This window comes from Buttiauxella sp. BIGb0471 (assembly GCF_024807715.1).
GTDB classification, from domain to species: domain Bacteria; phylum Pseudomonadota; class Gammaproteobacteria; order Enterobacterales; family Enterobacteriaceae; genus Buttiauxella; species Buttiauxella agrestis.
In genome coordinates this window covers 244,450-269,986 of the sequence record NZ_JANUEU010000005.1, presented here as the reverse complement: position 1 = coordinate 269,986, position 25,537 = coordinate 244,450, and the positions used below count along the sequence as shown (strand labels likewise).

The following is a 25,537-nucleotide window of genomic DNA, read 5'->3' as shown; positions in this document are numbered from 1 at the left end:
TTATATGCAAAACGCTCGTCCTGATACTCAAGATTATGACCATCTGCTGCGCAACGGTACGGCGCTTATCGACGTGCGCGCACCGGTTGAATTCAGCCAGGGGGCGATGCCTGGCGCGCTGAATTTACCGCTGATGACCGATGAAGAGCGTGCAGCCGTAGGCACTTGCTACAAGCAGCATGGGCAGCAGGCGGCGGTGAAATTAGGGCATAGTCTGGTTCATGGCGAAATCCGTGAGGCGCGTTTGCAAAAGTGGCTTGCTGCCTGCCGCGAAAATCCGCAGGGTTATCTGTGTTGCGCACGCGGCGGGATGCGTTCGCATCTGGTTCAGCAATGGTTACGCGAAGCGGGTGTTGACTATCCGCTGGTCGAGGGCGGTTATAAAGCACTGCGCCATTACGCAATGGAGGTGATTGAAACCCGTTCACGCTTGCCGATGATTTTGGTCAGCGGTAACACTGGCGGGGGTAAAACCATTCTGATTCGCTCGCTGCCAACCGGCGTTGACCTTGAAGGGTTGGCGCACCATCGTGGTTCCTCATTTGGCCGCACGATTGTGGAACAGCCCTCGCAAACGAACTTTGAAAATAACCTGGCTGTCACCCTGCTGAAGAAAAGTGACGGTGGCGAAGTCACCTGGGTTATCGAAGATGAAGGCCGCATGATTGGCTCGCGCCATATCCCGGAATGCTTCAGAGAGCAGATGCTACGCTCGCCGATTGTGGTGATTGAAGACCCGTTTGAGCAGCGTTTAGAGCGCCTGAAAACCGAATATTTCGAGCAAATGAGCAGTGCGTTTTTGTCGATTCATGACGAAGAAACGGCCTGGCAAAACTATGGCGAATATTTGCATCATGGCCTGTTTGCTATCCGTCGTCGTTTGGGGCTGGAGCGTTTTGCTCAGTTCAGCAAACATCTGGATAACGCGCTGGAATTGCAACGTAAAACCGGTTCCGTTGAGGGGCATCTGGCGTGGCTTGCGCCGCTGCTCGAAGCGTATTACGACCCGATGTATCGTTACCAGCTTAGCAAAAAAGCGGGAAATATTGTGTTTCGTGGCGACTACAGCCAGGTTGAATCCTGGCTGCGCAGCCGGACGTAACGCGGACAACTTGCGTCATCCGCCATAAAACTTACATTGCGATGCAGGTTCCGGCTTCACCCGCCAGAATCTGTTCAATCTGATCCAACGCCCCAATCCATGCTGGTTTGTGGTGTTGGCGAACAAAACTGCTGACCGCCGCCACTTTTGGCCCCATTGAACCATCTGATTTCGCAAACGGTGCCAGCGCGTCGGGTGTCGCCCGGCGAATTGCCCGTTGCTGTGGCGTGCCCCAGCTTTCATACACCGCATCGGCATCGGTCAGAATCAGTAGCCCGTCCGCGTCAATCTGTTGCGCGAGTAACGCCGCCGCCAGATCTTTATCAATCACCGCTTCCACACCTTCCAGCCCATTTTTGCCTTCGACCATCGCCACCCCGCCGCCACCGCTGCACACCACCATATGGTTATGTTTTAAAAGCAGTTCGATGGCTTCGCTGTCGATAATTTTAAGCGGCGCTGGTGACGCCACGACGCGGCGAACATAACGGCCATCGGCTTTCATCAGCCAACCGTGCTGCGCTTCAAGGGCGGGTTGTTGCTCCGGGGAATACACCGGGCCGATGAACTTTTCGGGGAATGTAAACGCCGGATCATGGCGGTCCACCAGCATACGCGTCAACACGGCGGTGACCGGTGGCATATGCGGTTGCTGTGCCATACGCTGCGCCAGCATATAGCCAATCATGCCCTGGCTTTCGGCCACCAGAACATCGAGCGGATAAGCCGCGACCTCTTTATACGCCTGGTTTTGCAGTGCCAGCAGCCCTACCTGCGGGCCGTTGCCATGCACCACCGCGACGCGAAAATCTTTCGCCAGCCGCGCCAGCGCACTCGCCACTTTATCAATATTGCGGTACTGATTTTCCACACTCAGCGCTTCACCACGCTGTAGCAGCGCGTTCCCGCCAAGAGCTACGACTAAAGTTTTCATCATATTTCCTTGTCAACGTTACAGCACGACCCGCTGCCCTAACCAAAAACCCAGCAAAGTATCCGCGCCCGAAGTGTGTCCCAGCGATAACAACTGCCGGGTGGCAAACGGCAGGCGAGCAGGTGAAGTTAATGAATGCGCAAAATGCAGCAATGGCGAGGAGAACACGCCCTGCGCGGCAAAGCGCAGATAGTTAACGCTCACTTGCGTTGTCGTCGCGCGTAAATCAACGGAGGCGTCAAAAAAATGCGCGCCGCATTCTGCACTTAATCTGCGGTGATACCAGCCTGCCAGCAGCATGCCGACCAGAATATCGTCGTGGGTCGGCGTCAAACCTGGCCCTTTCCCGAGCATCCGGCACCAGTTCACCACCTTGCCTGCAAGCGACGCGCGGAAACTACGCTGAAACTGGCGTAACTCCACGGGTAACGGCTGGCTGGCAATCGTAGAAAGCGGGCCATAAAGCCCGGTTTCCGCATTGCAATACAACAGCGAGGTTTGCAAACTGGGTTCTGCCGGGTTGTCCGGCAAGCGAAGCGAGCACTCACGTTGCGGTGCAACCAGATGATATCCGGCTAAATTCAGCCCCTTTTCGGTAACGCTGATTGGGGTATCACGCTTAAGTGCCAGCCGCAGGCGCTGATGATCGTCATGGCGCAGCACCCATCCCATCGGACTGACACCTTCACCGGCGCGGTGCAGCGTGAGCAAAGCGCCGTCGTTGGCGGCTAAATTGATGGTGCGCGGGTATACTCCCGCGACACGCCAAAGCTGGCGGAATGCGGGAGCCTGGCGACTCCCGAGCAACGGTAATAAGCACTCGCTCACTTTTATTCCACACCCAAAGATTCAGCCAGCGCCTCAAGCGCCTGCTCAAAACAAGCCAGAGGCGCACGCACCGTACCCGCGCCAATCTGCCCAACGCCCGCGTCTTTATGGGCGATCCCGGTGTTGATGAGCGGCGTAATCCCCGTTTCGACGATGCGACGAATATCCAGCCCCAGGCACGCGCCCTGGAAATCCCACCCTGGAATCGTGAGCTGCATATTGCGCTCGAGGAAAATCTCCGCCATTTCTTCGGAAACGGTCTGCGCCGCGTCCATGCCGCCCGCGCCCACAAAGCGCGTCACGCCGGGTGCTGCAATCATTGCCGCGCCGCCGATGCCGAAGGTTTCGGTGATGGCGCTATCGCCCATATCCGGGTTGGCCTGCTCCTGGGAATAACCGGTGAAGAACAACCCCTGCGGCGTATTGACGGGAGCGGTGAACCAACGGTCACCCAGACCGCTGACTCGGATGCCAAACTCATGCCCGTTGCGCGTCATCGCCGTCACAATGCTGCCCGCATTAATTTCCGCTCCGGCGTCCATTGCCGCTTTGCAATATGCCATCGCCAGATTCAGGAAGAACTGATCGGTGACGCTCAGGAAATCCATCACTTGCGCAAGCTCGGCTTTATCGTGATTCAGGCGGATAATGTGCGGTGCCAGCGTGCGCATCAGCAATGCGGAGGTCGCGATATTGCGCTGGTGAAACTCATCACCCATGGTGATGCCCTGCGCCATCATGGCGGTGAGGTCAATCCCACGTTCCATTTGCGAAAGTGCGGCGCTCAATACCGGAGCCAGCACGTCACGCATCCAGCGATGACGCGCCTGTACATCTTCTCCATAGGCACCAAAACGCATCACTTTGCCGATACCTTCGTTCAGATTGCAGTATGCGCGGTTACCGTCAGTGATATTTTCCACCACCAGCATCGGCATATTGGCCGAAGTAATCCCGCCCATCGGGCCAACGGCATTAACGTGGTGGCAAGGCACAAAAGTGACATCTCCCCCCGCCAGCAATTGCAGCGCCTGCGCTTCATCTTTCGCCCAGCCTTCGAACAGGCACGCACCAATGCAGGCGCCTTTCATTGGCCCGGTCATGTTTTCCCATACCATGGGCGGCCCGGCGTGTAACAGCGTCATGCCGCGATTTAGCACGCTAATCAGCGATGCGGCAGGTTTAACATCCAGCCAGTGTGGGCGGGCTTTGCGAATACGTTCAATCACTGCGGTGTTGGCTTGCGCCACAGATGTCGTCATAACAACCTCTTACTGTAAACGAGCTAATAAACGGGCCAGATGAGGATTGCCACCGGCAATCGGCGCCCACTGGAAATGCACCACGGCGGTAGATGTCGCCTGTAAATCCTGAGCAAAGCTGCGCAGCCCGGCGTTGATGACCGCCACGCCATCGAGCAGCGAAGGTGCGGACTGCGCGGCTTGCGCGGGAGCGGAAGCGATAAGCGAACTCGCAAGCTGCGTGGCCTGCGGCAAGGTGTCCATCACCATCACGCCCGCCTCGCGCAATATGGCGCGCTGCCCAGAGCGGCACTGCGGATCTTGTTCCGTTCCGGTGACCGTGGCGATAATCGCCAGTGGCGTAGCGCGTTTGGCTTTCAGCGCACAAATCGCTTCGGCAAGCGTAGCGGCGGGGTTTTCCTGAGCGCCGTAACCGATCACCACATCGAGCAATAACACGCCGACTTCCGGCTGGTTTGCCAGGTCTTTGATCATTTGATTACGCGTTGACGGGTCAATCATCGGATGCGGTTTGCCGACGGTGTAGAAATCATCCCCCAGATCGATGACCCGGTGGCCGTCAGCATCCAGCATAGTGCCGTGATGATGCGTGTCGTCTGCCTCCACGCCGAGTTGTTCTGCCAGCAACATGGCGGTTTCCGCAGCCAGCGTGCCGCCGGTAAACAAGCCGCTGATTTTGCCGCCGACCACATTGGGTGAAAGCGCTCGCGCACGTTCAACGCTGCCGAGCAAGCATGCGATACGCGCTGCTTCGTCGATGGTGTCAGCAAACCAGATATTGCCATCACGCTTGAGCGCTGATTTATGGCCGAGGAACAGCGCCACCACCGGCTTGCTTTGCGCCTGCATCGCCGCAATGACCTTTTTACGAATCGCTTCTGCAGGGGGTTTTGAGACAAAGGCCAGCACCTGACTTTGCGCATCGGCGCTCAACATTTCCAGAGCGGTTAAGGCGCTAATGCCACCCACCTGCGCCGATAAATCACGCCCGCCCAGTCCCAGGGCGTGGGTGATCCCTTCGCCGCCGAGGGCGATTTGTGATATCAGTTCCTGAATACCGGTGCCGGATGCGCCAATCACGCCGATGTTGCCCTGTGGCATCACGTTGGCGAACGCCAACGGCGTACCCGCGACAATGGTGGTGCCACAGTCCGGCCCCATCACAATCAAACCTTTCTCGCGGGCTTTGGTTTTCAGCGCGATTTCATCTTCAAGCGAGACGTTATCGGAGAAGATCATCACGTTCTTGTCGCTGTCCAACGCCTGATTTGCGAGTTGTGCCGCATATTCCCCGGCGATGGAAATCAGCGCCAGATTGGCTTTAGGCAGCTTCTGGCAGGCACTTTCCCAACGCCTTGCCTGCACCAGTTTTTGCCCGTTGCCGCTAGCCTGTCCGGCGCTTTCCAGAGCAGAATCAAGCTGCTGGCAAATGAGCTGCACAATCGCGGCATCTTCATTCTCACTGCGAATGGCCACACAAATATCGTTAGGCGTTGCTCCAGTAAAATCTTTATGCCAGAAGCCTGTGTTTTCGAGCAGCGTCTTATTAGCAGGCGTGCCCATCATTACCGAAACATCATCGACACCTTCGGTTTCGCTCAGCTTGCGGGAAATAAGCATTAAGCTGACCGAATCCTGAAAACATCCTTTCTTAATAAAGGCGTGAATCATTGATAATTCCTCATCACCGAAAAAGCCTGTTGAATGGCTTGCAGGTTATTTCCTCAATGAATTAATTAAGGTGACAAATATCACAACAAATTTATTAGCAAAGTTATTCAAACAGTCACACAGGAATTGTTTAATATTATCTGCATATCTATTAATTAAAATTAATTACAGAAAACACAGCCATCTTCAAATTAATTCTAACAATAAAAATAACCCTGTTGAGATCACAATTTTTATCATTCCAGCGGGTATGTTATGGCGGAATTAAGCTCTATGGGTAACAGAAAGGAAGACAGATGAAAATCAGTCGGGAAACACTCCAGCAGCTCATCATAAATAAATTATCCGCGGCCGGACTCAAGAAAGACCATGCGGCTACCGTGGCAGAAGTGCTGGTCTATGCCGATGCTCGTGGGATTCACTCTCACGGGGCGGTACGTGTTGAATACTACGCACAGCGCATCTCGCAGGGTGGAACAAACTGTAATCCGCAGATCCGCTTTGAACAAACTGGCCCATGCTCCGCCATTTTGCATGGTGACAACGGCGCCGGTCAGGTGATGGCAAAACTGGGTATGGAACACGCCATCAGCATGGCGAAAGAGAACGGCGTGGCGGTGGTTGGTATCCGTAGCATGGGTCACAGCGGTGCGCTTTCGTACTTTGTGCAACAGGCTGCAAAAGCCGGTCTGGTAGGGGTTTCAGTTTGTCAGTCCGACCCGATGGTGGTGCCGTTTGGCGGCGCAGAAATCTATTACGGGACGAATCCTCTGGCGTTTGCGGCCCCTGGTGAAAACGATGATGTTGTCACGTTTGATATGGCAACGACCGTGCAGGCATGGGGCAAAATTCTGGACTCGCGGGCGCGTAATACGCCAATTCCAGACAGCTGGGCGGTAGATAAAAATGGCCAGCCGACCACCGATCCGTTTGCCGTTCATGCTTTATTGCCCGCCGCCGGGCCGAAGGGCTACGGGCTGATGATGATGATTGATGTGCTTTCCGGCATTTTGCTTGGCCTGCCGTTTGGCAAACAGGTCAGCTCAATGTATGACGATTTAAGTGCCGGACGTAATCTTGGTCAATTACATATTGTGATTAATCCTGACTATTTTGGCGGCAGTGATTATTTCCGCAGAGCAATAACGCAAACCATGCAGCAATTAAATGCGGTTAAACCCGCTCCGGGATTCTCGCAAGTTTATTACCCTGGTCAAAATCTGGATATTTACGAGAAAACGACAGAGCGCGAAGGCATCGAGATCGTTGACGATATTTACGAGTATTTAATTTCCGATGCGTTATATACCCGTTCTTATGAAACCAAAAATCCTTTCGCGCAATAATTAAGGATAATAATCATGACTTCGTTTCAGTCTGACATAGAAGAAACATTGCCCTGGCTTTCGTCTTTTGGTGCCGCACCTGACGGCGGAATAACGCGTTTGCTTTATTCCCCGCAGTGGCTTGAAGCGCAACAGCAGTTTAAATCGCGCATGCAGCAAGATGGTCTGCAAACTCGCTTTGATGAAGTGGGCAATTTATATGGCCGCATCAATGGCACGCGTTACCCCGAAGAGGTGATTCTGAGCGGTTCGCATATTGACTCCGTGGTTAACGGCGGCAATCTGGATGGGCAGTTTGGTGCTTTAGCCGCCTGGCTTGCGATTCGCAGGCTTTATAAAACCTACGGCGCACCGCTACGCACCTTAGAAATGGTGGCGCTGGCAGAAGAAGAAGGGAGCCGTTTCCCTTACGTATTCTGGGGCAGTAAAAATATCTTCGGCCAGGCCGATCCTGAAGATGTGCGCCACATTTCAGACGCCAAAGGTATTCCTTTCACTCAGGCGATGAGTGAATGCGGCTTCACCCTTGCCGCCGCCCCACTAAAACCACGGGCTGATATCAAAACCTTTGTGGAATTGCATATTGAACAAGGGCGTATTCTGGAAACCCATCAGCAAGAGATTGGTGTAGTTACCGCGATTGTCGGCCAACGTCGCTACACCGTGATGTTGAGCGGTGAGTCAAACCACGCGGGCAGCACGCCGATGAGTTATCGCCGCGACACGGTTCATGCCTTTAGCCGCATCTGCTACGAAAGCATTGCAAAAGCACAAGCGATGGGCGACCCGCTGGTGCTGACCTTCGGCAAAGTGGAACCGCAGCCCAATACCGTGAACGTAGTGCCAGGAAAAACCTGTTTCACCATTGATTGCCGCCATACCGATGCCGCCCTGCTCAAAGCCTTTACCGGGGAGCTTGAGGCCGATATGCGCCGTATTTGTGATGAGATGAATATCGGTATTGATATTGATTTGTGGATGGACGAAGCCCCGGTACCAATGGATACGCATTTGGTGGATAAACTGGAAACCATTTGCCAGTCCGAAAAGCTGAATTATCGCCTGATGCACAGCGGAGCCGGGCACGATTCACAAATTTTCGCCCCACAGGTACCGACCTGTTTAATTTTCATGCCGAGCATTGGCGGTATTAGCCATAACCCCGCAGAAGCAACACATATAAAAGATTTGGCCGCAGGGGTGAAAACCCTGGCGTTAATGCTTTACGAACTGGCTTATAAAGAATAAGGAAGAAAAAGAAATGGGTTATCTTAATAACAACACGGGTTACATCAGCGATTTACTGGCTTCGCGCTCCATTATTAAACGTGGCAACTACGCGTTAATTACGCCTGACGGTTTGGTGAAAAATATTATTCCCGGTTTTGAAAACTGCGACGTAACCATTTTATCAACGCCTAAACTGGGTGCGACCTTTGTCGATTACCTGGTGACGCTACATCAGGATGGCGGGAACAATATCGGCTTTGGCGGCAACGGCATTGAAACCTTTGTTTATGTTATCGACGGTGCTATCAAAGCCCGCGCTGGCGAACAGAGTTTCACACTCACACAAGGGGGGTATTTATATTGCCCACCTGATACCGCAATGACTTTTATTAACAATCACTCGCAAGACAGTCGCCTGTTTTTATATAAACGCCGCTATATTCCAGCTAACGGGCACAAAGCTCATATCGTCAGCGGGAATGTGAATCAGCTTGAGCGTATTGAATATGAAGGCATGAGCGACGTGATTTTGCAGGATCTGCTGCCGAAAGATCTCGGCTTCGATATGAACATGCACATTCTGTCATTTGCTCCAGGCGCATCCCACGGCTATATCGAAACCCACGTTCAGGAGCACGGTGCCTATATCCTCAGCGGTCAGGGCGTTTACAACCTCGACAACGAATGGATCCCAGTAAAACAGGGCGATTATATCTTTATGGGCGCTTATTCATTGCAGGCGGGTTATGGCGTGGGACGCGGTGAAGCATTTAGTTATATCTATTCAAAAGACTGCAATCGTGATGTAGAGATTTAAGGTTTTTGTCGGATTTGAATGTCGGATGACGCTGCGCTTATCCGACCTACGAAAAACTGATTTTATATGATTTTTCTTAGCTTGTCGGTTTGGCCACGGATAATACCGTGGCCTTTTTTTTACGCCGGAATCGCCTGCCCCAACTTCATCGCCTGAGCGATATTCCGTGCGCAATGTTGCAGGTTAATTTCCCCCTGCAATAACACGGTGGCAAGCGGAGCAAGGCGCGGGAGGATGCTGAATACTGCGTCGATACCATGCTGATGCACCACTTCTACACCTTCCCCAAGTACACCGGCCATGCCGATAACGGGTACACCGAGGCGGTGAGCCACTCGCGCAACACCGATTGGCGCTTTGCCGCCGACGGTCTGGCTATCGATACGCCCTTCGCCGGTGATCACTAAATCAGCGCCTTCGAGTACCTGTTCAAGGTTGACCGCATTCATAATGATGTCGATGCCCGGTTTCAATTTGCCGCCGAGGTAAATCTCTGCCGCAACGCCCATGCCGCCAGCCGCTCCGCCGCCGACAATCGCGTTAATATCACGCCCCGTCTGCGCTCCCAGAATTTCAGCCAGATTTGCCAGCCCATTATCAAGCTGGATGACCATTTCCGGCGTCGCGCCTTTTTGTGGGCCGAAGACCGCAGCCGCCCCTCGCGGCCCGGTGAGCGGGTTATCCACATCGCAGGCAATTTCGAAATGGCACTCTTTAACTCGTGGGTCGATTTGTTGCTGGTCGATATGGGAAAGAGAACTCAATGCACCGCCGCCCGCGGCCAGTTCGTTGCCATCAGCATCGTAAAAATGCACGCCCAACGCCTGCGCCATGCCGATACCTCCGTCAACGGTCGCGCTGCCGCCAATGCCGAGAATAATGTGGCGGATACCCGCATTGAGCGCGTGTTTGATAAGCTCCCCGGTGCCAAAACTGGTGGCAGACATCGGGTCACGCAGTTCTGGCTCCACCAGCATTAGCCCGCTGGCCGCCGCCATTTCAATCACCGCCGTGCGCCCGTCCCCGGTGACGCCATAGAATGCCTTAACGGGTTGGCTCATTGGCCCGGTCACGATCAGCGTCACAAGTTTGCCGCGAGTGGCTGCAATCATCGCTTCTACCGTCCCCTCCCCGCCGTCTGCAATGGGCAGGCAGACGTATTGGGCCTCCGGGAAGATTTCCTCAAACCCTTTTTTAATGGCCTGCGCCGTGCGTTCCGCGCTCAGGCTTTCTTTAAATGAATCCGGTGCAATCACAATTTTCATTATTTATTCCTTAACAATGTGGGGCGTTATTTCACGCGATCCCAGGGGAAGAGGTTTTCCAGCGCCACAGCAAGCAGCACGCCCATCAACAGGCCGTTGCTGAGTAACGGGCGCACCAATAGCGGAAGCTGCTGCAAATAAGCGCCCGGAACGCCCATCAAAAACACGCCGCAGAACAGCGGAATAGCAATGCGATAAATGTTGCGCGCGTTCAGCTCAGTGAGGTTCACAAACAGCAACGACGACCACAGCAACGGCAGGTACGCCACCAACATCACGGCACTGCTAATCGTGAGCGGAATCGCGCAGAAAAAGCGCGTCAGCGGAGGAAAGAGACCAATCAACAAAAACAGCAGGCTGCCGACGACAAATGCGCGGCGCGTCGCATCCTGGGTCTGAGTTATCAGGCCAATTGAGGAGACAAACGGCGAGAAAGGAATCACGCCCAGCGGCGCACCGATTAATGTCATCGCGCCGGAAACCACAAAACTGCGCCGGTATAGCGCAGGCATGGCTGGCGAATTGCCATAAAACGTGTCGCTGCCACGGATCGCGCCAAACGTGTTGGAGATATTCACCAGCCCCGTCAGCACCGCGGTAATCACAATGCCGGGTTTGATATCCAGCGAATGCCCGAGCGGGAACCATTGCCAGCTCTGGGTTTGTGTGATGACGTGAGTATTCCCAAACCAGCAAACGTAAATGCCCCAGCCCAGAATGGTGCCAAGCAAAACGGCAAATTTCCCGATGCGCTGCGGGAGAATCACAATAAAGGTGACGATAAAAATCACCACCGCCACGGCGAGGGAAAATGCCGCTCCGTTGAGATCAACCGGCCCGTTCACCGCACCAAACGGCAGCCCAAGCATGCCTTTAAAAAAGATGGTGGTAAGCTGCGCGCCGAGTAAAAACATAAACACAATCATTACGGCCGGGCGAAACAGCCTGGCAAGCCATGGCCCTAATCCGCTAAACCCAATCACCATCGTCAGAACACCCGCCAGCGCAATGCCCAAAGCGAGGCTGCCGCCAATCGAGGCCAGCGACGTTCCTTGCGCGGACTCAGCCAGCGTGAGAGTTAAAATCGTGCCCCACCACAGTCCGCCCGGCCCTTCCATCAATGCACGACGATGGCCAAAAAAAGCCTGAAGCAGACAAGCCAGAGCGGTTGTCAAAAATGAATATTGCGTCAGCACAAATGTCGTGGCGGAACTCAGATGAAATGCGGATTGCAACGTCGGCGGGATAACCACCGTATTGCAGAAAATAAAGAAGAACCACTGAAAACCAGACAGCCAGGTATCCCGACTAAGACGTACAGCTTCCATAATTCCACCCTGTAAAATGACAAAAAGCCGCGCCCGTGATCAACGAGCGCAGCTGCAAGTAAACGATTACTGCTGGTGTTTCAGAATGAATTTACCGATTGGTTTCGCGCCAAATCCGCTTTCAATATCGTAAATCACCTCGCCACGCAGAATAGTTTTCAGGATCCGTGCGCCGATGGTGCGACCGACGTAAGGGCTGACTTTGTGGCGATATTCCAGGTCTTCGTTTTTCAGCACGTAAGACGAGTTCGGCTGGATGAACACCAGATCCGCATCTTTGCCCGGCGCGATATGGCCTTTATGTTGCAAGCCGAAAATATCCGCCGCGTTGCCGGACATCAGTTTGGCGAAGGTTGGCAGCGACATGCCACGCTTTTGCACCGCTTCATCAAACATCACATCCATACAGCTTTGCAGGCCAGCAATGCCGCCCCACGCCTGCATGATGTTGCCTGCTTTCATATCCGGCGGGCATGGTGAGTGGTCAGAAACCAGGCAGTCGATTTCACCGTTGAACAGTTTTTCCCACATCCCTTTCTGGTTTTCAGCATCACGAATTGGCGGCGAGCATTTTGCCAGGGTGCCGATTTCTTCAAACTGATCGGTATCGAGCACAAAGTAATGCGGGCAGGATTCGCAAGTAACATCCTGGCCTTCCTGGCGTGCACGAGTGACTTCAGCCACACCTTCCGGGCTGCTGACGTGGCAAACGTGCAGGCGGCAACCGGCAACTTTTGCCAGGTACAAAATGCGGCGAATCGCTTCGACTTCGGTGAAGACCGGGCGTGAGGCCACATAGTCATGGGCAGTAACACGGCCTTCGCGTTTTGCTTCGTCACCCAATTCGTCACAAATCAGCGCGTTTTCGCAGTGCACTAATACTGGCTGGCCCAATTTTCCGAGCTTCTGAGCGCCTTTGAAGAACTGGAAGTCGTTCACGTCGCGGAAGTCGTTGTCGATACCGCGATCGCCACAGGTTGCCACGAAGCATTTGAAGCCAACCACGCCGACTTCGTCCAGTTCATGCAGACGGTCGATGTTGTAAGAAACCAGGCCACCGAGCTGCGCGGCATCAATGGTCAATTTGCCTGCGGCGGCATCGAATTTCATTTCAATGCTGGCGCGGTCAACCGTAGCAGGGAGCTGGTTGAGCGGCATTTCGATCATCGTGGTGATGCCGCCTTTAGCCGCAGCACGTGTGCCAGTGGCGTAACCTTCCCAATGGCTGCGGCCTGGCTCTGAAATGTGGGTGTGAGCATCGACCATGCCAGGTGCAACTATCAGACCGGTAGCATCCATCACCTTCGCTGCGCCGTTCAGACCATTGCCGATGGCGGCTATTTTGCCGTCTTTAACGGCAATATCGGTCACTAATGCTTCGTTGTCTAAAATGACGGTGCCGTTTTTAATAATCAGATCGTAAGACATAACTTCTCCTTGTAAGGGTACGTATTTTTATTAAGTACAGGGGTAAGACGTTATATTTATATCAAGCAGCTTTATGCTCGGTAGAGACTCCTGGTGCATCGCGTTTTTTAAGCAGAACATATAAAACGAACGCGGTAATCACACCCACAAACCATGACACACGCGACAGCGGCTCAAGTAGCGGAATAAATTTCCCGCCTAACGAAAGCACAACCGCAATTAAAGTGACAGAGAACGCCGTGACGTTAAAACCATTATCGTAAAACTTATAATCACCGGCTTTGGTATATAAAGTATCCAGGTCAATTTGCGAACGCATCACAATAAAGTAATGTGCCATCATCACGCCGATGACCGGCCCTAACATTCCACCGATGATATCGAGGAATAAATAGATGCTGCTTTGGTTTTCCATTAATTTCCATGGGCAAATCAGCAGGCTGATAATACTGGCAATGAGTACGCCGTTTTTATAGGTCAGTTTGGTCGGAGCAATAGCCGCAATCTGGTATCCCGCAGGGATGATATTACCCGTGGCATTGGTTGAAATCGTGGTCATCAGAATCACTAACACCGCGAAGAATGAAGCAAACAGGCTGTCCCACTTCTGCACGATATCCAGCACGTTCCACGTGTCTACGCCGTAGTGAATACTGGCCCCAGCGATAATACACACACCTGCCACCGCAAACAGAATGTAGGCCACCAATAACCCTAAAGTTTGCCCTAGTGCCTGCTGACGGAAGCTTTGCGCATTCTGGGTAAAGTCAGAGGCACTGACTGCCGGTGCCGCCCAAACCGCCACTACGGCGTTAATCACCACCAGGAACAGGAAGCCACTATTTTCTGCTTTCTGAACACCTGCCGGGACGTAGTCCAGAATTGGTTGAATCCCCACCAGGGAAATAGCCCAGATAGCCATGCCGCCGAAGACGATGTAAATACAAGGGTTGAGAACCGCAGTGAATTTATTGAGCACTCCACCACCACCAAAACCAATGGCGACGTTGATTGCCCAGAAGAACAGGAAGGCAATCAGGCCCGGCAAATTAAGACCCAGGATATTGAAATCGCCGCCGAGGGAGAGGAAGCCTGGCCAGATTTTGCCAATCAGAATTAAGAAGGCGAGCGAACCGGCATAGCATTGCAAGCCGAACCACATAATCGCTGCAATCCCACCACGTAAAATGCCGGGGAACAGTGAACCGCGCACGCCATAGGAAGCACGTAAAATCATGGCAAACGGCACGCCGTATTTGGTTCCTGCCGCGCCGTTCATTACCATGACAAAAGCAATAAAAAACGCGCTCAGAATAATTGCCAACATAATACTTAATGTGGACAACCCTAATATAAAGAAGCCGCCGACCATGACATAGTTTGGAACGTTATGAACTGACCCCATCCATAGGGTGAAATAGTTAAATGCTTTCCAGGTTTGTTTCTCTTTTTCTTTTGGAAGAAGATCGTCGCTATAGCCCCTGGCCCGATAAAGCTCTCTTTGCTGCTGTTCCTGTCTTTCCATATATCCCTCTACTAATCACGTAATAAAAACGCTATGGGCTTAGCTTTTCGGAAACACAAATAAAACAAAAAGAAAAAAGTTAACTCTATTGGCACTGCGCCTCTTTGTGCGCAGTGCTTATATTTCAACAATCAGGAAATTTTGTGATTCGCCATTAATTCCAACGACTGAATTAATGCAGAATGGTCTAGCTGGCTACCGCCATTCGCCGCACAGGTATTAAATAATTCCTGGCAGGTGGCTGTATTTGGCAATGTAATCGCCAGGGCTTTGGCACTTTGTAGCGCCAGATTGAGATCTTTCTGGTGTAGTGCAATTTTAAAACCAGGCGCAAACGTCCGTTTGATCATGCGCTCACCGTGAACTTCGAGAATACGTGAAGACGCAAATCCCCCCATTAATGCCTGGCGAACGCGTGCAGGGTCAGCTCCGGCTTTAGAGGCAAACAGTAAGGCTTCAGAAACCGCTTCAATGTTTAACGCCACGATAATCTGGTTTGCCACTTTGCAGGTTTGACCGTCGCCATTCCCACCCACCAACGTAATGTTTTTGCCCATCACTTCGAACAACGGCTGCACACGTTCAAACACTTCTGGCTTGCCACCCACCATGATGGAAAGCGTGCCTTCTTTAGCTCCCACCTCGCCGCCGGAAACCGGTGCATCAAGGTATTCGCCGCCGCGTTCAATCACCTTTTGAGCAAAGCGTTTGGTTTCGATAGGCGAAATTGAACTCATATCAACAATGGTTTTGCCCTTCAGTGAAGCCTGCGCACAACCTTCAGGCCCAAACAGCACCTCTTCGACCTGCGGTGTATCTGGCACCATGATAAAGATGATGTCTGATTTTTCTGTTACGTTGCGCGCCGTTTCGCAGTTTTCAGCCCCTAATGAATAGAGTTTGTCTGAAACAGGGCCAATAGTGCAGACACGAAGCTTATGCCCCACTTGCGCCAGGAGCTGTGCCATCGGCGTGCCCATAATACCCAGACCAATAAAACCAAGATTCATTGTTTCATTCCTTTCAGGTTATTTCAGGCAATAAGTTTCCCTGCCACAAAAGTGGGCATATTCTTATTGCCTGTTTATTTAATTAGGATTAACGGTACTGATTAATCCAGGACATCCCTTCTTCAGCGGTGGTTTTCGGTTTATATTCACAACCCACCCAACCGTCATATTCTAATTTATTGATTAGCGAGAAAAGATAATCATAATTAATTTCACCGGTTCCTGGCTCACCACGCCCAGGATTATCCGCTAACTGGATATGGCCAATTCTGGCTAATTTCCCCGTTAACGTATTGGCTAATTCCCCTTCCATACGTTGCATATGATAAATGTCATATTGCACGCGGATGTTATCGCAGCCTATTTCATCAATCAGGTCGATAGCCTGCTGGGTTCCTGTGAGGTAAAAACCTGGCATATCGAAATGATTGAGCGGTTCAATCACTAACAGAATGCCTTCTTTTGCCAGTTCACTTCCGGCGTAACGCAGGTTTTCAACCAGAGTCTCGCGGACTTTTTCAGCACTTACCCCTGCTGGCGTTTTCCCGACCAGGCAATTGATTTTGCTATTGCCCAGCGCTTTGGCATACAAGATTGCAGCTTGTACACCGCTGCGAAACTCTTCTTCACGCCCAGGAATACAAGCAATACCACGCTCGCCTTTATCCCAGTCACCCGCCGGTAAGTTATGTAGCGTGTGTTCAAGTCCGTTAGATTTTAACTTTTCCTGCAACACCGCAACGCTGTATCCATACGGGAACATAAACTCTACGGCTTTAAACCCTGCCGCAGCGGCGCGTTCAAAACGGTCAAGAAAATCATATTCCAGAAACAGCATCGATAAATTAGCCGAAAAACGTAGCATGATATTCTCCGTTATTCATATTTCATAAAGCAGGTTTCAGTCGGTGCGTCCGCGGCACTTTCAGCAGTGGCTTCAAATTCATTAACGTTATCCAACTCGCTTCCCATTGAAATATTGGTGACGCGCTCAAGAATAACTTCCACCACAACCGGCACGCTGTATTTCGCCATTAACTCTTTTGCTTGCTCAAATGCCGGAGCAATATCTTCCGGTTTAAATACGCGAATCGCTTTACAACCTAAACCTTCAGCGACTTTGACGTGGTCAACACCGTATCCATTAACTTCTTCAGAGTTAATATTTTCGAAGGCTAACTGGACGCAATAATCCATATCGAAGGCGCGCTGTGACTGGCGAATAAGACCTAAATAAGCGTTATTCACCACAACGTGGATATAGGGAATATTGAATTGCGCGCCGACAGCCAACTCTTCAATTAAGAACTGGAAGTCGTAATCGCCGGAAAGTGCAACGACACTACGTTTTGGATCGGCGACACAAACACCAAGCGCTGCCGGAATTGTCCAACCCAGCGGACCTGCCTGCCCGGCATTAATCCAGTGGCGATCGTGGAAAACATGCAGCATCTGCGCCGCGGCAATTTGCGACAGGCCGATGGTGGTGACGTAGCACGCCTCGCGGCCAAATGCTTTGTTCATCTCTTCATAAACGCGCTGCGGTTTGACCGGCACATTGTCGAAGTGAGTCTTGCGCAGCAGGGTACGTTTGCGCTGCTGGCAATCGGCAATCCATGCTTTGCGATCCGGTAAGCGCCCTGCTTTTTTCAGCTCTTCTGCGACGTCGACCAACAAGGTGAGAGCCGCTTTTGCGTCAGAAACAATGCCGAGATCCGGGCATAACACGCGGCCAATTTGCGTTGGCTCAATGTCGATATGCACGATTTTGCGACCGGCAGTGTATTTCTCAACCGAACCGGTGTGACGGTTCGCAAAGCGGTTGCCGATACCAAACACCAGGTCAGAAGCCAGCAGGGTGGCGTTGCCATAACGGTGCGCGGTTTGCAGCCCGACCATGCCTGCCATCAGTTCGTGATCGTCCGGAATCGTGCCCCAACCCATCAGCGTAGGAATGACCGGAACCTGGGTAATCTCCGCAAAACGTTGCAACAATGCCGCCGCATCCGCGTTGATAACGCCACCACCAGAAACGATAACCGGGCGTTCGGCCTGCATCAACATCTCAAGTGCTTTGACGATTTGCTTGCGCGAAGCTTCAGGTTTGTAGACTGGCAGCGGCTCATAGGAATCTGGATCGAATTCGATTTCCGCAACCTGCACGTCAAACGGTAAGTCCACCAGCACAGGGCCTGGGCGACCAGAACGCATTAAGTGGAACGCCTGTTGCAATACACGTGGCACCAGCGCAGGTTCCAGAACCGTGACGGCCATTTTGGTGACAGGCTTGGCGATAGATTCGATATCCACCGCCTGGAAATCCTCTTTGTGCAAACGCGCACGCGGAGCCTGGCCGGTGATGCAAAGAATGGGAATAGAGTCAGCAGAAGCGGAATAAAGTGCGGTAATCATATCCGTACCCGCCGGGCCTGAAGTACCAAGGCATACGCCGATGTTACCGGCTTTAGCGCGGGTATACCCTTCCGCCATATGGGATGCCCCTTCAACATGGCGAGCAAGGACATGGCGAATGCCGCCATGCTGACGCATTGCCGAATAGAATGGGTTAATCGCCGCACCGGGTACGCCAAATGCGGTATTCACACCTTCTTTTTCCAGGACATACATTGCCGCATCGACGGCTTTCATTCGGGCCATGGTACTTTTCCTTTTTTGATTTCATTGTTGGAAACTTTTTCCAACTTGAAGTAAGTTCAAAAAAATCCCGCACACAGACTGACGGGAATTTTGTTTCTAGCGTGCCGGAGTATTCAGACCCAGCGCCGCACTAATATCAGTTGCCGTATCGCGAACTAATTCGCCCAGGTTTAAAAATCTTTCCGGCGTTAATCTGGAGCTTGGGCCAGAGATGGAAATGGCCGCGACTACGTTGCCGGTACTGTCGTATATCGGTGAGGCTATGCAATTTAGCCCCAGAACATGCTCTTCTTTATCAACGACATAACCACGTTCACTGGAAAGCTGCAAATCCTTCTTCAGCTGATGCAGGTCTGCAAGCGTTCCCGGCGTAAAACTCTTAAGCCCGGTTTTCACTATCAGGTCCATCAGCTCATCTTCCATCAGTGGATAGAGTAATGCTTTACCTGCACCGGACGCATGAAGCGGTAGGCGGCTACCCAGTGGCGCACACATGCGCACCATTGACTGGCATTCGAGTTGGCCAATCAGCACCGCTTCGCCACCGTTACGAATCGCAACGTTGACCGTCTCCCCTGAATGCACCATCAGGCGGCGCATGAAAGGTGCCGCAACGGATAACACATCCCGGTTGTGGATATAGGCCGAACCGACGTTAAACACGCCAAGACCGATATGCCACCAGCCTAACTGGCTGTCCTGATAGATAAAATCGGCATTCTCCAGCACTTTAAGTAAGCGAAAAGTGGTGGAGAGAGGCAATTCGAGGTTTTCGGCGATATCAGTAACCGAAGAGCTGCCACCCGCCTGCGCCAGATACTGCAAAATGGCGATGCCGCGTTCCAGTGCCTGCGCGCCTTTCTGCGAGCCGGACTCCGGTTGGCTTGGTCGTCCGCGACGTCTTAATTCAGTCATTCTTCTATTATCTCCCACCCCAGAAACTTTACGGGAAGCGTGCTACGTCAATGAATTTAACGCGCCATCTTATGAAAGATACTTTGAAGCGTCACGGGATTTATCCTAAATAAAATTGGATAGAATCAGCTCAATACCAGTTCTTTTGGCGCAACATTCACTAAATCACAATTATCGCTACCACCGCGATCCACCGTTAAAAAATCAGTCACTTTTTGCCATGCAAACAACGGGTGATGCCAGACGTTGCGATGATAGTTCACGCCCTGACGGCCATCGGTGATAAACCCGAGCATAGTTTCAGGATCTGGCTGCTCATCCCCCAGTGCTACCACCACGATAAAACGCTCGCCGTTAAGGGGAATAAACGCCTGCGAGCCAAGTGGATGGCGTTCGAGCTGCGTGACGGTTATTGGCATTTCCAGCGGCTGGGCGCGGTTGATGCTGACGAGGGCACGATCCTGCTGGAGGATCTCAACCAACGCCAAATCGTGATAGCGCTCGGTTTGCCCGTTATTGATATGGAAAAATTCCTTTCCTTCGGTTCCGATAACGTCGCCATAAGGCGAAAAAGCCTCTTGAGTCAGAGGTAACAACTTGAGTTTCATTCCGTGTTCCTGCTCCTGGTGATCCTTTTGCCATTTATGTTGATCAAAATGGCACCGCTGACAGCAATCTAAAACCTAACCTCGCTTGATGCAATATTAAATTGGAATATTTTTCCAACAATGAGATTTACGCCACATCATTTTTAAGGTCAATATGCAAATATCATTAAAAATCATTGATATATAAAGGTCTGATAATGCTTGACCAGGAAACCATCCGCACCTTTCTCACCGTGGCCGAAACCGCCAGCTTTTCTAAAGCGGCTGAGCGTTTACACAAAACCACGGCGACGATCAGCTATCGCATTAAGTTGCTTGAGGAAAGTACGGGTGTGCCGCTGTTTCAGCGAACGACGCGCAGCGTTCTGCTGACCACGGCGGGCATTCACTTGCTGGAGCGTTCGAAAGAGTGGCTGGCGTGGCTCGATGCCATGCCCGGTGAGCTTAAGCAAATCAATGATGGCGTAGAACGTCAGGTCAATATTGTTATCAATAACTTACTGTATGAACCTGCGGCGATAGCTACTCTGCTTGCACATTTAGTAGCGCGTTTTCCGCTGACGCAATTCACCCTTTCACGCCAGATTTATATGGGTGTCTGGGATGCGTTATTACATGGAGATTTTTCGCTGGCGATTGGCGTGTCAGGAACTGAAACGCTGTCCGAAACCATCAGCCTGCTGCCGCTTGGGGAGATCGACTGGGTATTTGTGCTGGCGGCACACCACTCGTTAGCTCACGAAACAGGGCCGTTAAACGAGGCTAAACTGCGCCAGTATCCGGCGATTAATATTGAAGACAGTGCCCGTCACATCACCAAACGCGTGGCATGGCGACTGACCGGGCAAAAAGAGATTCAGGTTTCAGATTTGAGCACTAAAATTGCTGCGCACGTGGCGGGAGTGGGAATTGGATTTTTGCCCAGAAAATTGTGCCAGCGCTATCTGGATAGCGGCGAACTGGTGACGCGCACCATTCCGGCGATGCGCCCGCCTTCCCCGCTGAGCCTTGCCTGGCATCATGCGCAGGCCGGGAAAGCGGCGCTGGAAATTGTCCGTTTGTTTGAGGAAAACGCCAGCACCATTCAGGGCTTTTTAACGCCATTAAACTCAGGCAACAAACTGGCGGAATAACGCTTTGCCTTTCAGTAAGCGCACGCCCAACCAACCACCACAAACTGAAAGTAACAGCGCACCGGTCAGAGGCAGAATGACCCACAACCGCCAGTCCGGTTCCCATGGGAAATCAAACACGCGGGTTTGCAGCAGGCCGAGTGCGGTTTCAGCGCCAATGGCGGCCACCAGCCCGGAAACCAGTCCTAATACCGCAAATTCACACCATAACGTGGTGCGCAGCAGGCGTTTCCCTGCCCCTAACGTGCGATAAACCACCAGTTCCTGATGCCGCTGACGCATGCCCACCTGCACTTGCGCGAGCAACAGCAGCACGCCACAAGCCGTCACCAGCACCACCATCACTTCCAGCGCACGACTCACCTGTTCCAGTACTTGCCCAACCTGGCGCAGAATCGCCCCGATATCCAGCAAACTGAGCGTCGGGAACTCACGGTTAAGCTGGGTTAGCACGCCATTTTTACCCTCCAGATGGAAGCTGGTCAGCCAGCTTTGCGGCTGGTTATCTAACGCACCCGGCGGGAAGATAAAGTAGAAGTTAGGCCGCAGGCTTTCCCAGTCAACTTTACGCAGGCTGGAAACTTTGGCGGAGAAGTCCTGGGTATCGCCCATAAAGGTGACAGTATCGCCCAGTTTGATCTTCAGGCGTTTAGCCACGCCTTCATCCATGGAAACTTCGCCCGCTTTTGGCGGCCAACTCCCCGCAAGAATTGGGTTATGCGTCGGCTTCTGGCTTTGCCACGTCAGGTTTAGCTCGCGGTTAAGCGCTTCGTCAGGGTTGCCTTCGGTGGATTTACCGTTAATCGCCGTCATACGCACGCGCACAATCGGGTAGAACGACTCGGGGATAATCTGGTGTTCAGCCAAAAATTCTTTCACCGGCTGCACCTGTTCGGTGGCGATGTTGAGCAGGAAATAATTCGGGCTTTCCGGCGGCAGTTGTTGCTGCCAGCGATCGAGCAGATCGCCTCGTAGCACCAACAGTAACGCCAGCAACATAAACGACAGCGAGAATGCCGCCAGTTGACTGAGTGTCGCCCACGGCTGGCGCAACAAGCGGTTCACCGCCAGGCGCAGCGCGAGATTTTTTAGCGTCAGCTTTTTGAGCAGGCGCAGCACGCCCCAACCGACAATACCGCATAGCGCCGCCAGAACGACCGTACCCGCCAGCACCGCCCACAAAAGCGTGCTGCCGCCCATCAGCAATGCCAGTAACGCCACCACCACGATAGTGATAATCGGCAGGTAGATTTTCAGCGGCCAGACATTTGCCACGGCATCCCGGCGCAAAACCCGCAGCGGTTGTGTTGCCAGCAACAAACGATAAGGACGCAAACCTACGAGCAACGAAATTACCACCATCGAGCCGATAGCCCACACCCACGGCCAGAGGCTCGCTGGCGGTAATGCCGCAGGTAAAACCGGCTTGAGCAGGCGCATCAGCACCGCTTCAAACACCAACCCGGCAGCACCTCCGGCCATCGCCGCCAGGGCGAGAACCATTAACCACTGGCCGATAATCAATTTGCGCAGTGCCGCACGCCCTGCCCCAAGCGTTTTCAGGATCGCGACTAAATCGTAACGGCTGCGGCAGTAATGGTTCATCGCCACAGCGACAGCAGCCACCGCCAGTAGCAGCGTCAGAAGTGCGGAAAGCAGCAAGAATTGTTGTGAGCGCTCAAGGGATTTGCCCAGCGCTCCGTCATCTTGCTCCATGCCGTACCAACGTTGTTCCGGTTTCAGGAGCGGAACAACAAATTTCTCAAACTTATCGAGCTGCTGTGGCGTGCCACCAAATTTATAGCGCCAGGTGATGCGGCTTCCTGGCTGAACCGCGCCGGTTTTTTCCACATCCGCAAGGTTCATCATTAAACGCGGGGCCATCTGGAACGGGTTAAAGCCCGAGTCCGGCTCCTGAATCACTTCGCCCGCGATGCGCAAAGTGGTGTCGCCGACCTCCAGCGAATCCCCGACTTTGAGATTGAGCAATGCCATCAGACGCGGCGCCAGCAGTACGCTTCCCGGTTCGGGTTTCAGCCCTGGCGGATTGGTATCCAGCTCGCCATACATCGGATAAACATCATCAACGGCTTTAACTGATGCCAGTTGCGGCGTGTCTTTGGCAAACGTCATGGTCGCGAAAGTCAGCTGTTTGCCGACTTTCAGCCCCTCTTTTTGCGCTCTTTCCAGCCATTCTTGCGGCACTTCGCGTGCGCTGCGCAATGCACGGTCGCCCGCCATAAAGTCACGGCTTTGCTGGTTTAGCCCTTGTTCCATGCGGTCGCTGATATTGCCCAGTGCCAGCACACACGCCACCGCGAGGCTTAAAGCCAGCCAGACAATCAGTAGTGATGGCGAACGCCATTCACGCCAGAACCAGCGGGCAATCATGCTTCCTCCCACAATTTACCTTCACGCAGGCGCAAGCGGCGGTCGCAACGGGCAGCGAGTTGTTCATCGTGGGTGACCAGAATCAGCGTGGTGGCGAAATCTCGATTCAGTGAGAAGAGTAGATCAGCAATTCTGTCGCCGGTCTGGCGGTCGAGGTTGCCGGTCGGTTCATCGGCAAACAACACCGCAGGCCGCCCGTTAAAGGCGCGAGCCAAAGCCACGCGCTGTTGCTCGCCACCGGAAAGCTGCGCGGGAAGGTGATCAAGACGTTTGCCAAGACCAAGTTGTTCGAGCAATGCTTTCGCCTGCGCGCGGCTGGAAGAATCTTTTTCACCGCGTAACAACGCCGGAAGTTCGACGTTTTCCAGCGCGTTAAGGGTCGGCACTAACATGAATGACTGGAAGACAAAGCCGACGTTTTTCGCCCGCAGCGCCGCGCGCGCTTCTTCATCCATGCTGTGTAACGGCTCGCCGCACAGGTGAACTTCCCCTTCGCTGCCATCATCAAGCCCGGCGAGAATAGCCAGTAGTGTAGACTTCCCGGAACCTGACTCACCAATTAAGGCAATGGTCTGCGCCGGTTTGACAACCAGCTCAACTCCGGTAAGGATGGAAAGCTGATGCTCCCCCAGACCTACGGACTTACTAAGATGATGAACTTCAACAATGTTTTCCGCTGGCATTTGCCCTTCCTGTTTCTGGCTTTGATGGCCTTTCGCGCCGCGCATGCGGACACGTTGTTGATATTAGGTGATAGCCTGAGCGCGGGTTACCGGATGTCGGCGACGGCGGCCTGGCCTGCCTTGCTGGATAAGAAATGGAACCAGCAAAATACTAACGTCGTGAATGCCAGTATCAGTGGCGACACCGCGCCGCAAGGGTTGGCACGATTACCGGCATTGCTGAAGCAACATCAGCCTCGCTGGGTATTAATCGAACTGGGCGGCAACGATGGTTTGCGCGGTTTTCAACCGCAAGCCATCGAAAAAAGTCTGCGCCAGATTATCAACGATGTAAAAGCGGCGAACGCTCAACCATTGCTGATGCAAATACGTCTGCCGGCAAACTACGGTCGTCGTTATAATGAGTCGTTTAGCGCTATTTATCCGCAACTTGCCAAAGAGTTTTCGATTCCTCTGCTGCCATTTTTTATGGAGGAGGTCTATCTGAAACCGCAATGGATGCAGGATGACGGTATTCACCCGAATAGCGATGCGCAGCCGTTTATCGCCGACTGGATGTCTTCTCGTCTGGCACCTTTAGTTAACCACGACTCATAAACAATCGGGACGTTCATCGGGTAAAGTTATGCAAAAATCAGTTTTAATTACAGGTTGTTCCAGCGGAATTGGCCTCGCCTGCGCCCATGAATTACACAAGCAGGGGTTTCGCATTCTGGCCGCCTGCCGAAAACCCGAAGATGTTGAGCGCATGAACCAGGCCGGGTTTACCGGTGTGCAGCTCGATCTCGACTCGCCTGAAAGTGTGCAAGCAGCGGCGGCTAAGGTTATTGAACTCACCGGGAATCGTCTGTACGGGCTGTTTAATAATGGCGGTTACGGCGTTTACGGCCCGCTACAAACCCTTTCCCGCGAACAGCTTGAGCAACAGTTTTCGACCAACTTTTTTGGCACCCATCAGCTCACCATGCTGCTGCTTCCGGCGATGTTGCCGCACCGTGAAGGGCGCATTGTGATGACCAGTTCGGTGATGGGGCTGGTTGCAACGCCTGGGCGTGGTGCCTACGCCGCCAGCAAATACGCGCTGGAAGCCTGGTCTGACGCGCTGCGAATGGAACTGCATCACAGCGGCATTAAAGTCAGTTTGATTGAACCTGGCCCTATCCGCACTCAGTTCACGCAAAATGTGAATCAAACGCAATCTGACCACCCGGTAGAAAACCCTGGGATTGCCGCACGCTTTACACTCGGCCCGGAAGCGGTAGTGGAAAAAGTGCGCCATGCTTTTGAAAACCCGAAGCCGAAATTGCGCTATCCGGTAACGCTGGTCGCCCACGCTTTAACGTGGTTGCGCCGCCTGTTGCCGGCCCGCATGTTAGATAAAATTTTACGTGGTTAGTTGAAGC

22 protein-coding genes are annotated in these 25,537 nt (G+C 52.9%); 7 read left to right on the top strand and 15 right to left on the bottom strand.

Annotated elements, in window-relative coordinates:
* The first annotated feature begins 4 nt into the window (after positions 1-4).
* On the top strand, positions 5-1,102 hold the full coding sequence (gene mnmH / locus M2371_RS17090; protein ID WP_259268259.1) for a tRNA 2-selenouridine(34) synthase MnmH: 1,098 nt from the start codon (positions 5-7) through the stop codon (positions 1,100-1,102).
* A gap of 31 nt (positions 1,103-1,133) precedes the next feature.
* Here the strand turns inward: mnmH and M2371_RS17085 are convergent, their stop codons facing one another.
* The 4 genes from M2371_RS17085 to M2371_RS17070 are packed head-to-tail and all read right to left on the bottom strand — an operon-like array spanning position 1,134 to position 5,797.
* On the bottom strand, positions 1,134-2,036 hold the full coding sequence (locus tag M2371_RS17085; protein ID WP_259268258.1) for a carbamate kinase: 903 nt from the start codon (positions 2,034-2,036) through the stop codon (positions 1,134-1,136).
* A gap of 18 nt (positions 2,037-2,054) precedes the next feature.
* Entirely contained in the window at positions 2,055-2,864 is an 810-nt protein-coding gene (locus tag M2371_RS17080; protein WP_259268257.1) for a DUF2877 domain-containing protein, read from the bottom strand.
* A 2-nt stretch (positions 2,865-2,866) separates the two neighbouring features.
* Positions 2,867-4,126 (bottom strand): DUF1116 domain-containing protein, encoded by a 1,260-nt coding sequence (locus M2371_RS17075; protein ID WP_259268256.1) that lies wholly within the window; start codon positions 4,124-4,126, stop codon positions 2,867-2,869.
* Positions 4,127-4,135: 9 nt separating this feature from the next.
* The gene (locus M2371_RS17070; protein WP_259268255.1) at positions 4,136-5,797 is read right to left on the bottom strand and encodes an acyl-CoA synthetase FdrA; all 1,662 of its coding nucleotides are present in this window, start codon (positions 5,795-5,797) and stop codon (positions 4,136-4,138) included.
* 296 nt (positions 5,798-6,093) lie between these two features.
* Between M2371_RS17070 and allD the strand changes: the two genes are divergently transcribed.
* Genes allD through allE form a run of 3 tightly spaced genes read left to right on the top strand, consistent with a single transcriptional unit; the run spans position 6,094 to position 9,190 of the window.
* Positions 6,094-7,143: an ureidoglycolate dehydrogenase gene (allD, locus tag M2371_RS17065; protein WP_172895336.1), complete on the top strand. Its 1,050-nt coding sequence runs from the start codon at positions 6,094-6,096 to the stop codon at positions 7,141-7,143.
* Positions 7,144-7,158: 15 nt separating this feature from the next.
* Entirely contained in the window at positions 7,159-8,391 is a 1,233-nt protein-coding gene (gene allC / locus M2371_RS17060) for an allantoate deiminase (protein WP_404979403.1), read from the top strand.
* A 13-nt stretch (positions 8,392-8,404) separates the two neighbouring features.
* Positions 8,405-9,190: a (S)-ureidoglycine aminohydrolase gene (gene allE / locus M2371_RS17055; RefSeq protein ID WP_259268254.1), complete on the top strand. Its 786-nt coding sequence runs from the start codon at positions 8,405-8,407 to the stop codon at positions 9,188-9,190.
* 119 nt (positions 9,191-9,309) lie between these two features.
* Here the strand turns inward: allE and glxK are convergent, their stop codons facing one another.
* From glxK to allA, 9 genes are all read right to left on the bottom strand, one after another.
* The gene (gene glxK / locus M2371_RS17050; RefSeq protein WP_259268253.1) at positions 9,310-10,455 is read right to left on the bottom strand and encodes a glycerate 3-kinase; all 1,146 of its coding nucleotides are present in this window, start codon (positions 10,453-10,455) and stop codon (positions 9,310-9,312) included.
* A 26-nt stretch (positions 10,456-10,481) separates the two neighbouring features.
* A complete protein-coding gene (locus M2371_RS17045) occupies positions 10,482-11,783 on the bottom strand; it encodes a uracil/xanthine transporter (protein ID WP_259268252.1) in 1,302 nt (433 codons plus the stop codon).
* Positions 11,784-11,849: 66 nt separating this feature from the next.
* Positions 11,850-13,211, bottom strand: coding sequence for an allantoinase AllB (allB, locus tag M2371_RS17040; RefSeq protein ID WP_172895340.1), 1,362 nt, complete (start codon positions 13,209-13,211; stop codon positions 11,850-11,852).
* A 61-nt stretch (positions 13,212-13,272) separates the two neighbouring features.
* Positions 13,273-14,736 (bottom strand): allantoin transporter, encoded by a 1,464-nt coding sequence (locus M2371_RS17035; protein WP_172895341.1) that lies wholly within the window; start codon positions 14,734-14,736, stop codon positions 13,273-13,275.
* Between the two features lie 131 nt (positions 14,737-14,867).
* A complete protein-coding gene (gene glxR, locus M2371_RS17030) occupies positions 14,868-15,746 on the bottom strand; it encodes a 2-hydroxy-3-oxopropionate reductase (RefSeq protein ID WP_259268251.1) in 879 nt (292 codons plus the stop codon).
* A gap of 88 nt (positions 15,747-15,834) precedes the next feature.
* Positions 15,835-16,611 (bottom strand): hydroxypyruvate isomerase, encoded by a 777-nt coding sequence (hyi, locus tag M2371_RS17025; RefSeq protein WP_259268250.1) that lies wholly within the window; start codon positions 16,609-16,611, stop codon positions 15,835-15,837.
* 11 nt (positions 16,612-16,622) lie between these two features.
* Positions 16,623-18,404 (bottom strand): glyoxylate carboligase, encoded by a 1,782-nt coding sequence (gene gcl, locus M2371_RS17020; RefSeq protein ID WP_034493780.1) that lies wholly within the window; start codon positions 18,402-18,404, stop codon positions 16,623-16,625.
* 96 nt (positions 18,405-18,500) lie between these two features.
* Positions 18,501-19,319 (bottom strand): HTH-type transcriptional repressor AllR, encoded by an 819-nt coding sequence (allR, locus tag M2371_RS17015; RefSeq protein ID WP_034493779.1) that lies wholly within the window; start codon positions 19,317-19,319, stop codon positions 18,501-18,503.
* Positions 19,320-19,444: 125 nt separating this feature from the next.
* Complete coding sequence (gene allA, locus M2371_RS17010) at positions 19,445-19,927, bottom strand: ureidoglycolate lyase (protein WP_172895345.1); 483 nt, start codon at positions 19,925-19,927, stop codon at positions 19,445-19,447.
* 197 nt (positions 19,928-20,124) lie between these two features.
* Between allA and allS the strand changes: the two genes are divergently transcribed.
* Complete coding sequence (gene allS, locus M2371_RS17005; protein WP_259268249.1) at positions 20,125-21,060, top strand: HTH-type transcriptional activator AllS; 936 nt, start codon at positions 20,125-20,127, stop codon at positions 21,058-21,060.
* Here allS and ybbP read toward each other — a convergent pair.
* On the bottom strand, positions 21,037-23,451 hold the full coding sequence (ybbP, locus tag M2371_RS17000) for a putative ABC transporter permease subunit YbbP (protein WP_259268248.1): 2,415 nt from the start codon (positions 23,449-23,451) through the stop codon (positions 21,037-21,039). The genes allS and ybbP overlap by 24 nt on opposite strands.
* Positions 23,448-24,134, bottom strand: a complete 687-nt coding sequence (ybbA, locus tag M2371_RS16995) for a putative ABC transporter ATP-binding protein YbbA (protein ID WP_115630415.1) — start codon at positions 24,132-24,134, stop codon at positions 23,448-23,450. The genes ybbP and ybbA overlap by 4 nt, the downstream gene beginning before the upstream one ends.
* Here ybbA and tesA point away from each other — a divergent pair.
* The gene (gene tesA / locus M2371_RS16990) at positions 24,102-24,731 is read left to right on the top strand and encodes a multifunctional acyl-CoA thioesterase I/protease I/lysophospholipase L1 (protein WP_259268247.1); all 630 of its coding nucleotides are present in this window, start codon (positions 24,102-24,104) and stop codon (positions 24,729-24,731) included. The genes ybbA and tesA overlap by 33 nt on opposite strands.
* A 28-nt stretch (positions 24,732-24,759) precedes the next feature.
* The gene (locus M2371_RS16985) at positions 24,760-25,530 is read left to right on the top strand and encodes an SDR family oxidoreductase (RefSeq protein ID WP_034493773.1); all 771 of its coding nucleotides are present in this window, start codon (positions 24,760-24,762) and stop codon (positions 25,528-25,530) included.
* Positions 25,531-25,537 lie beyond the last annotated feature (7 nt).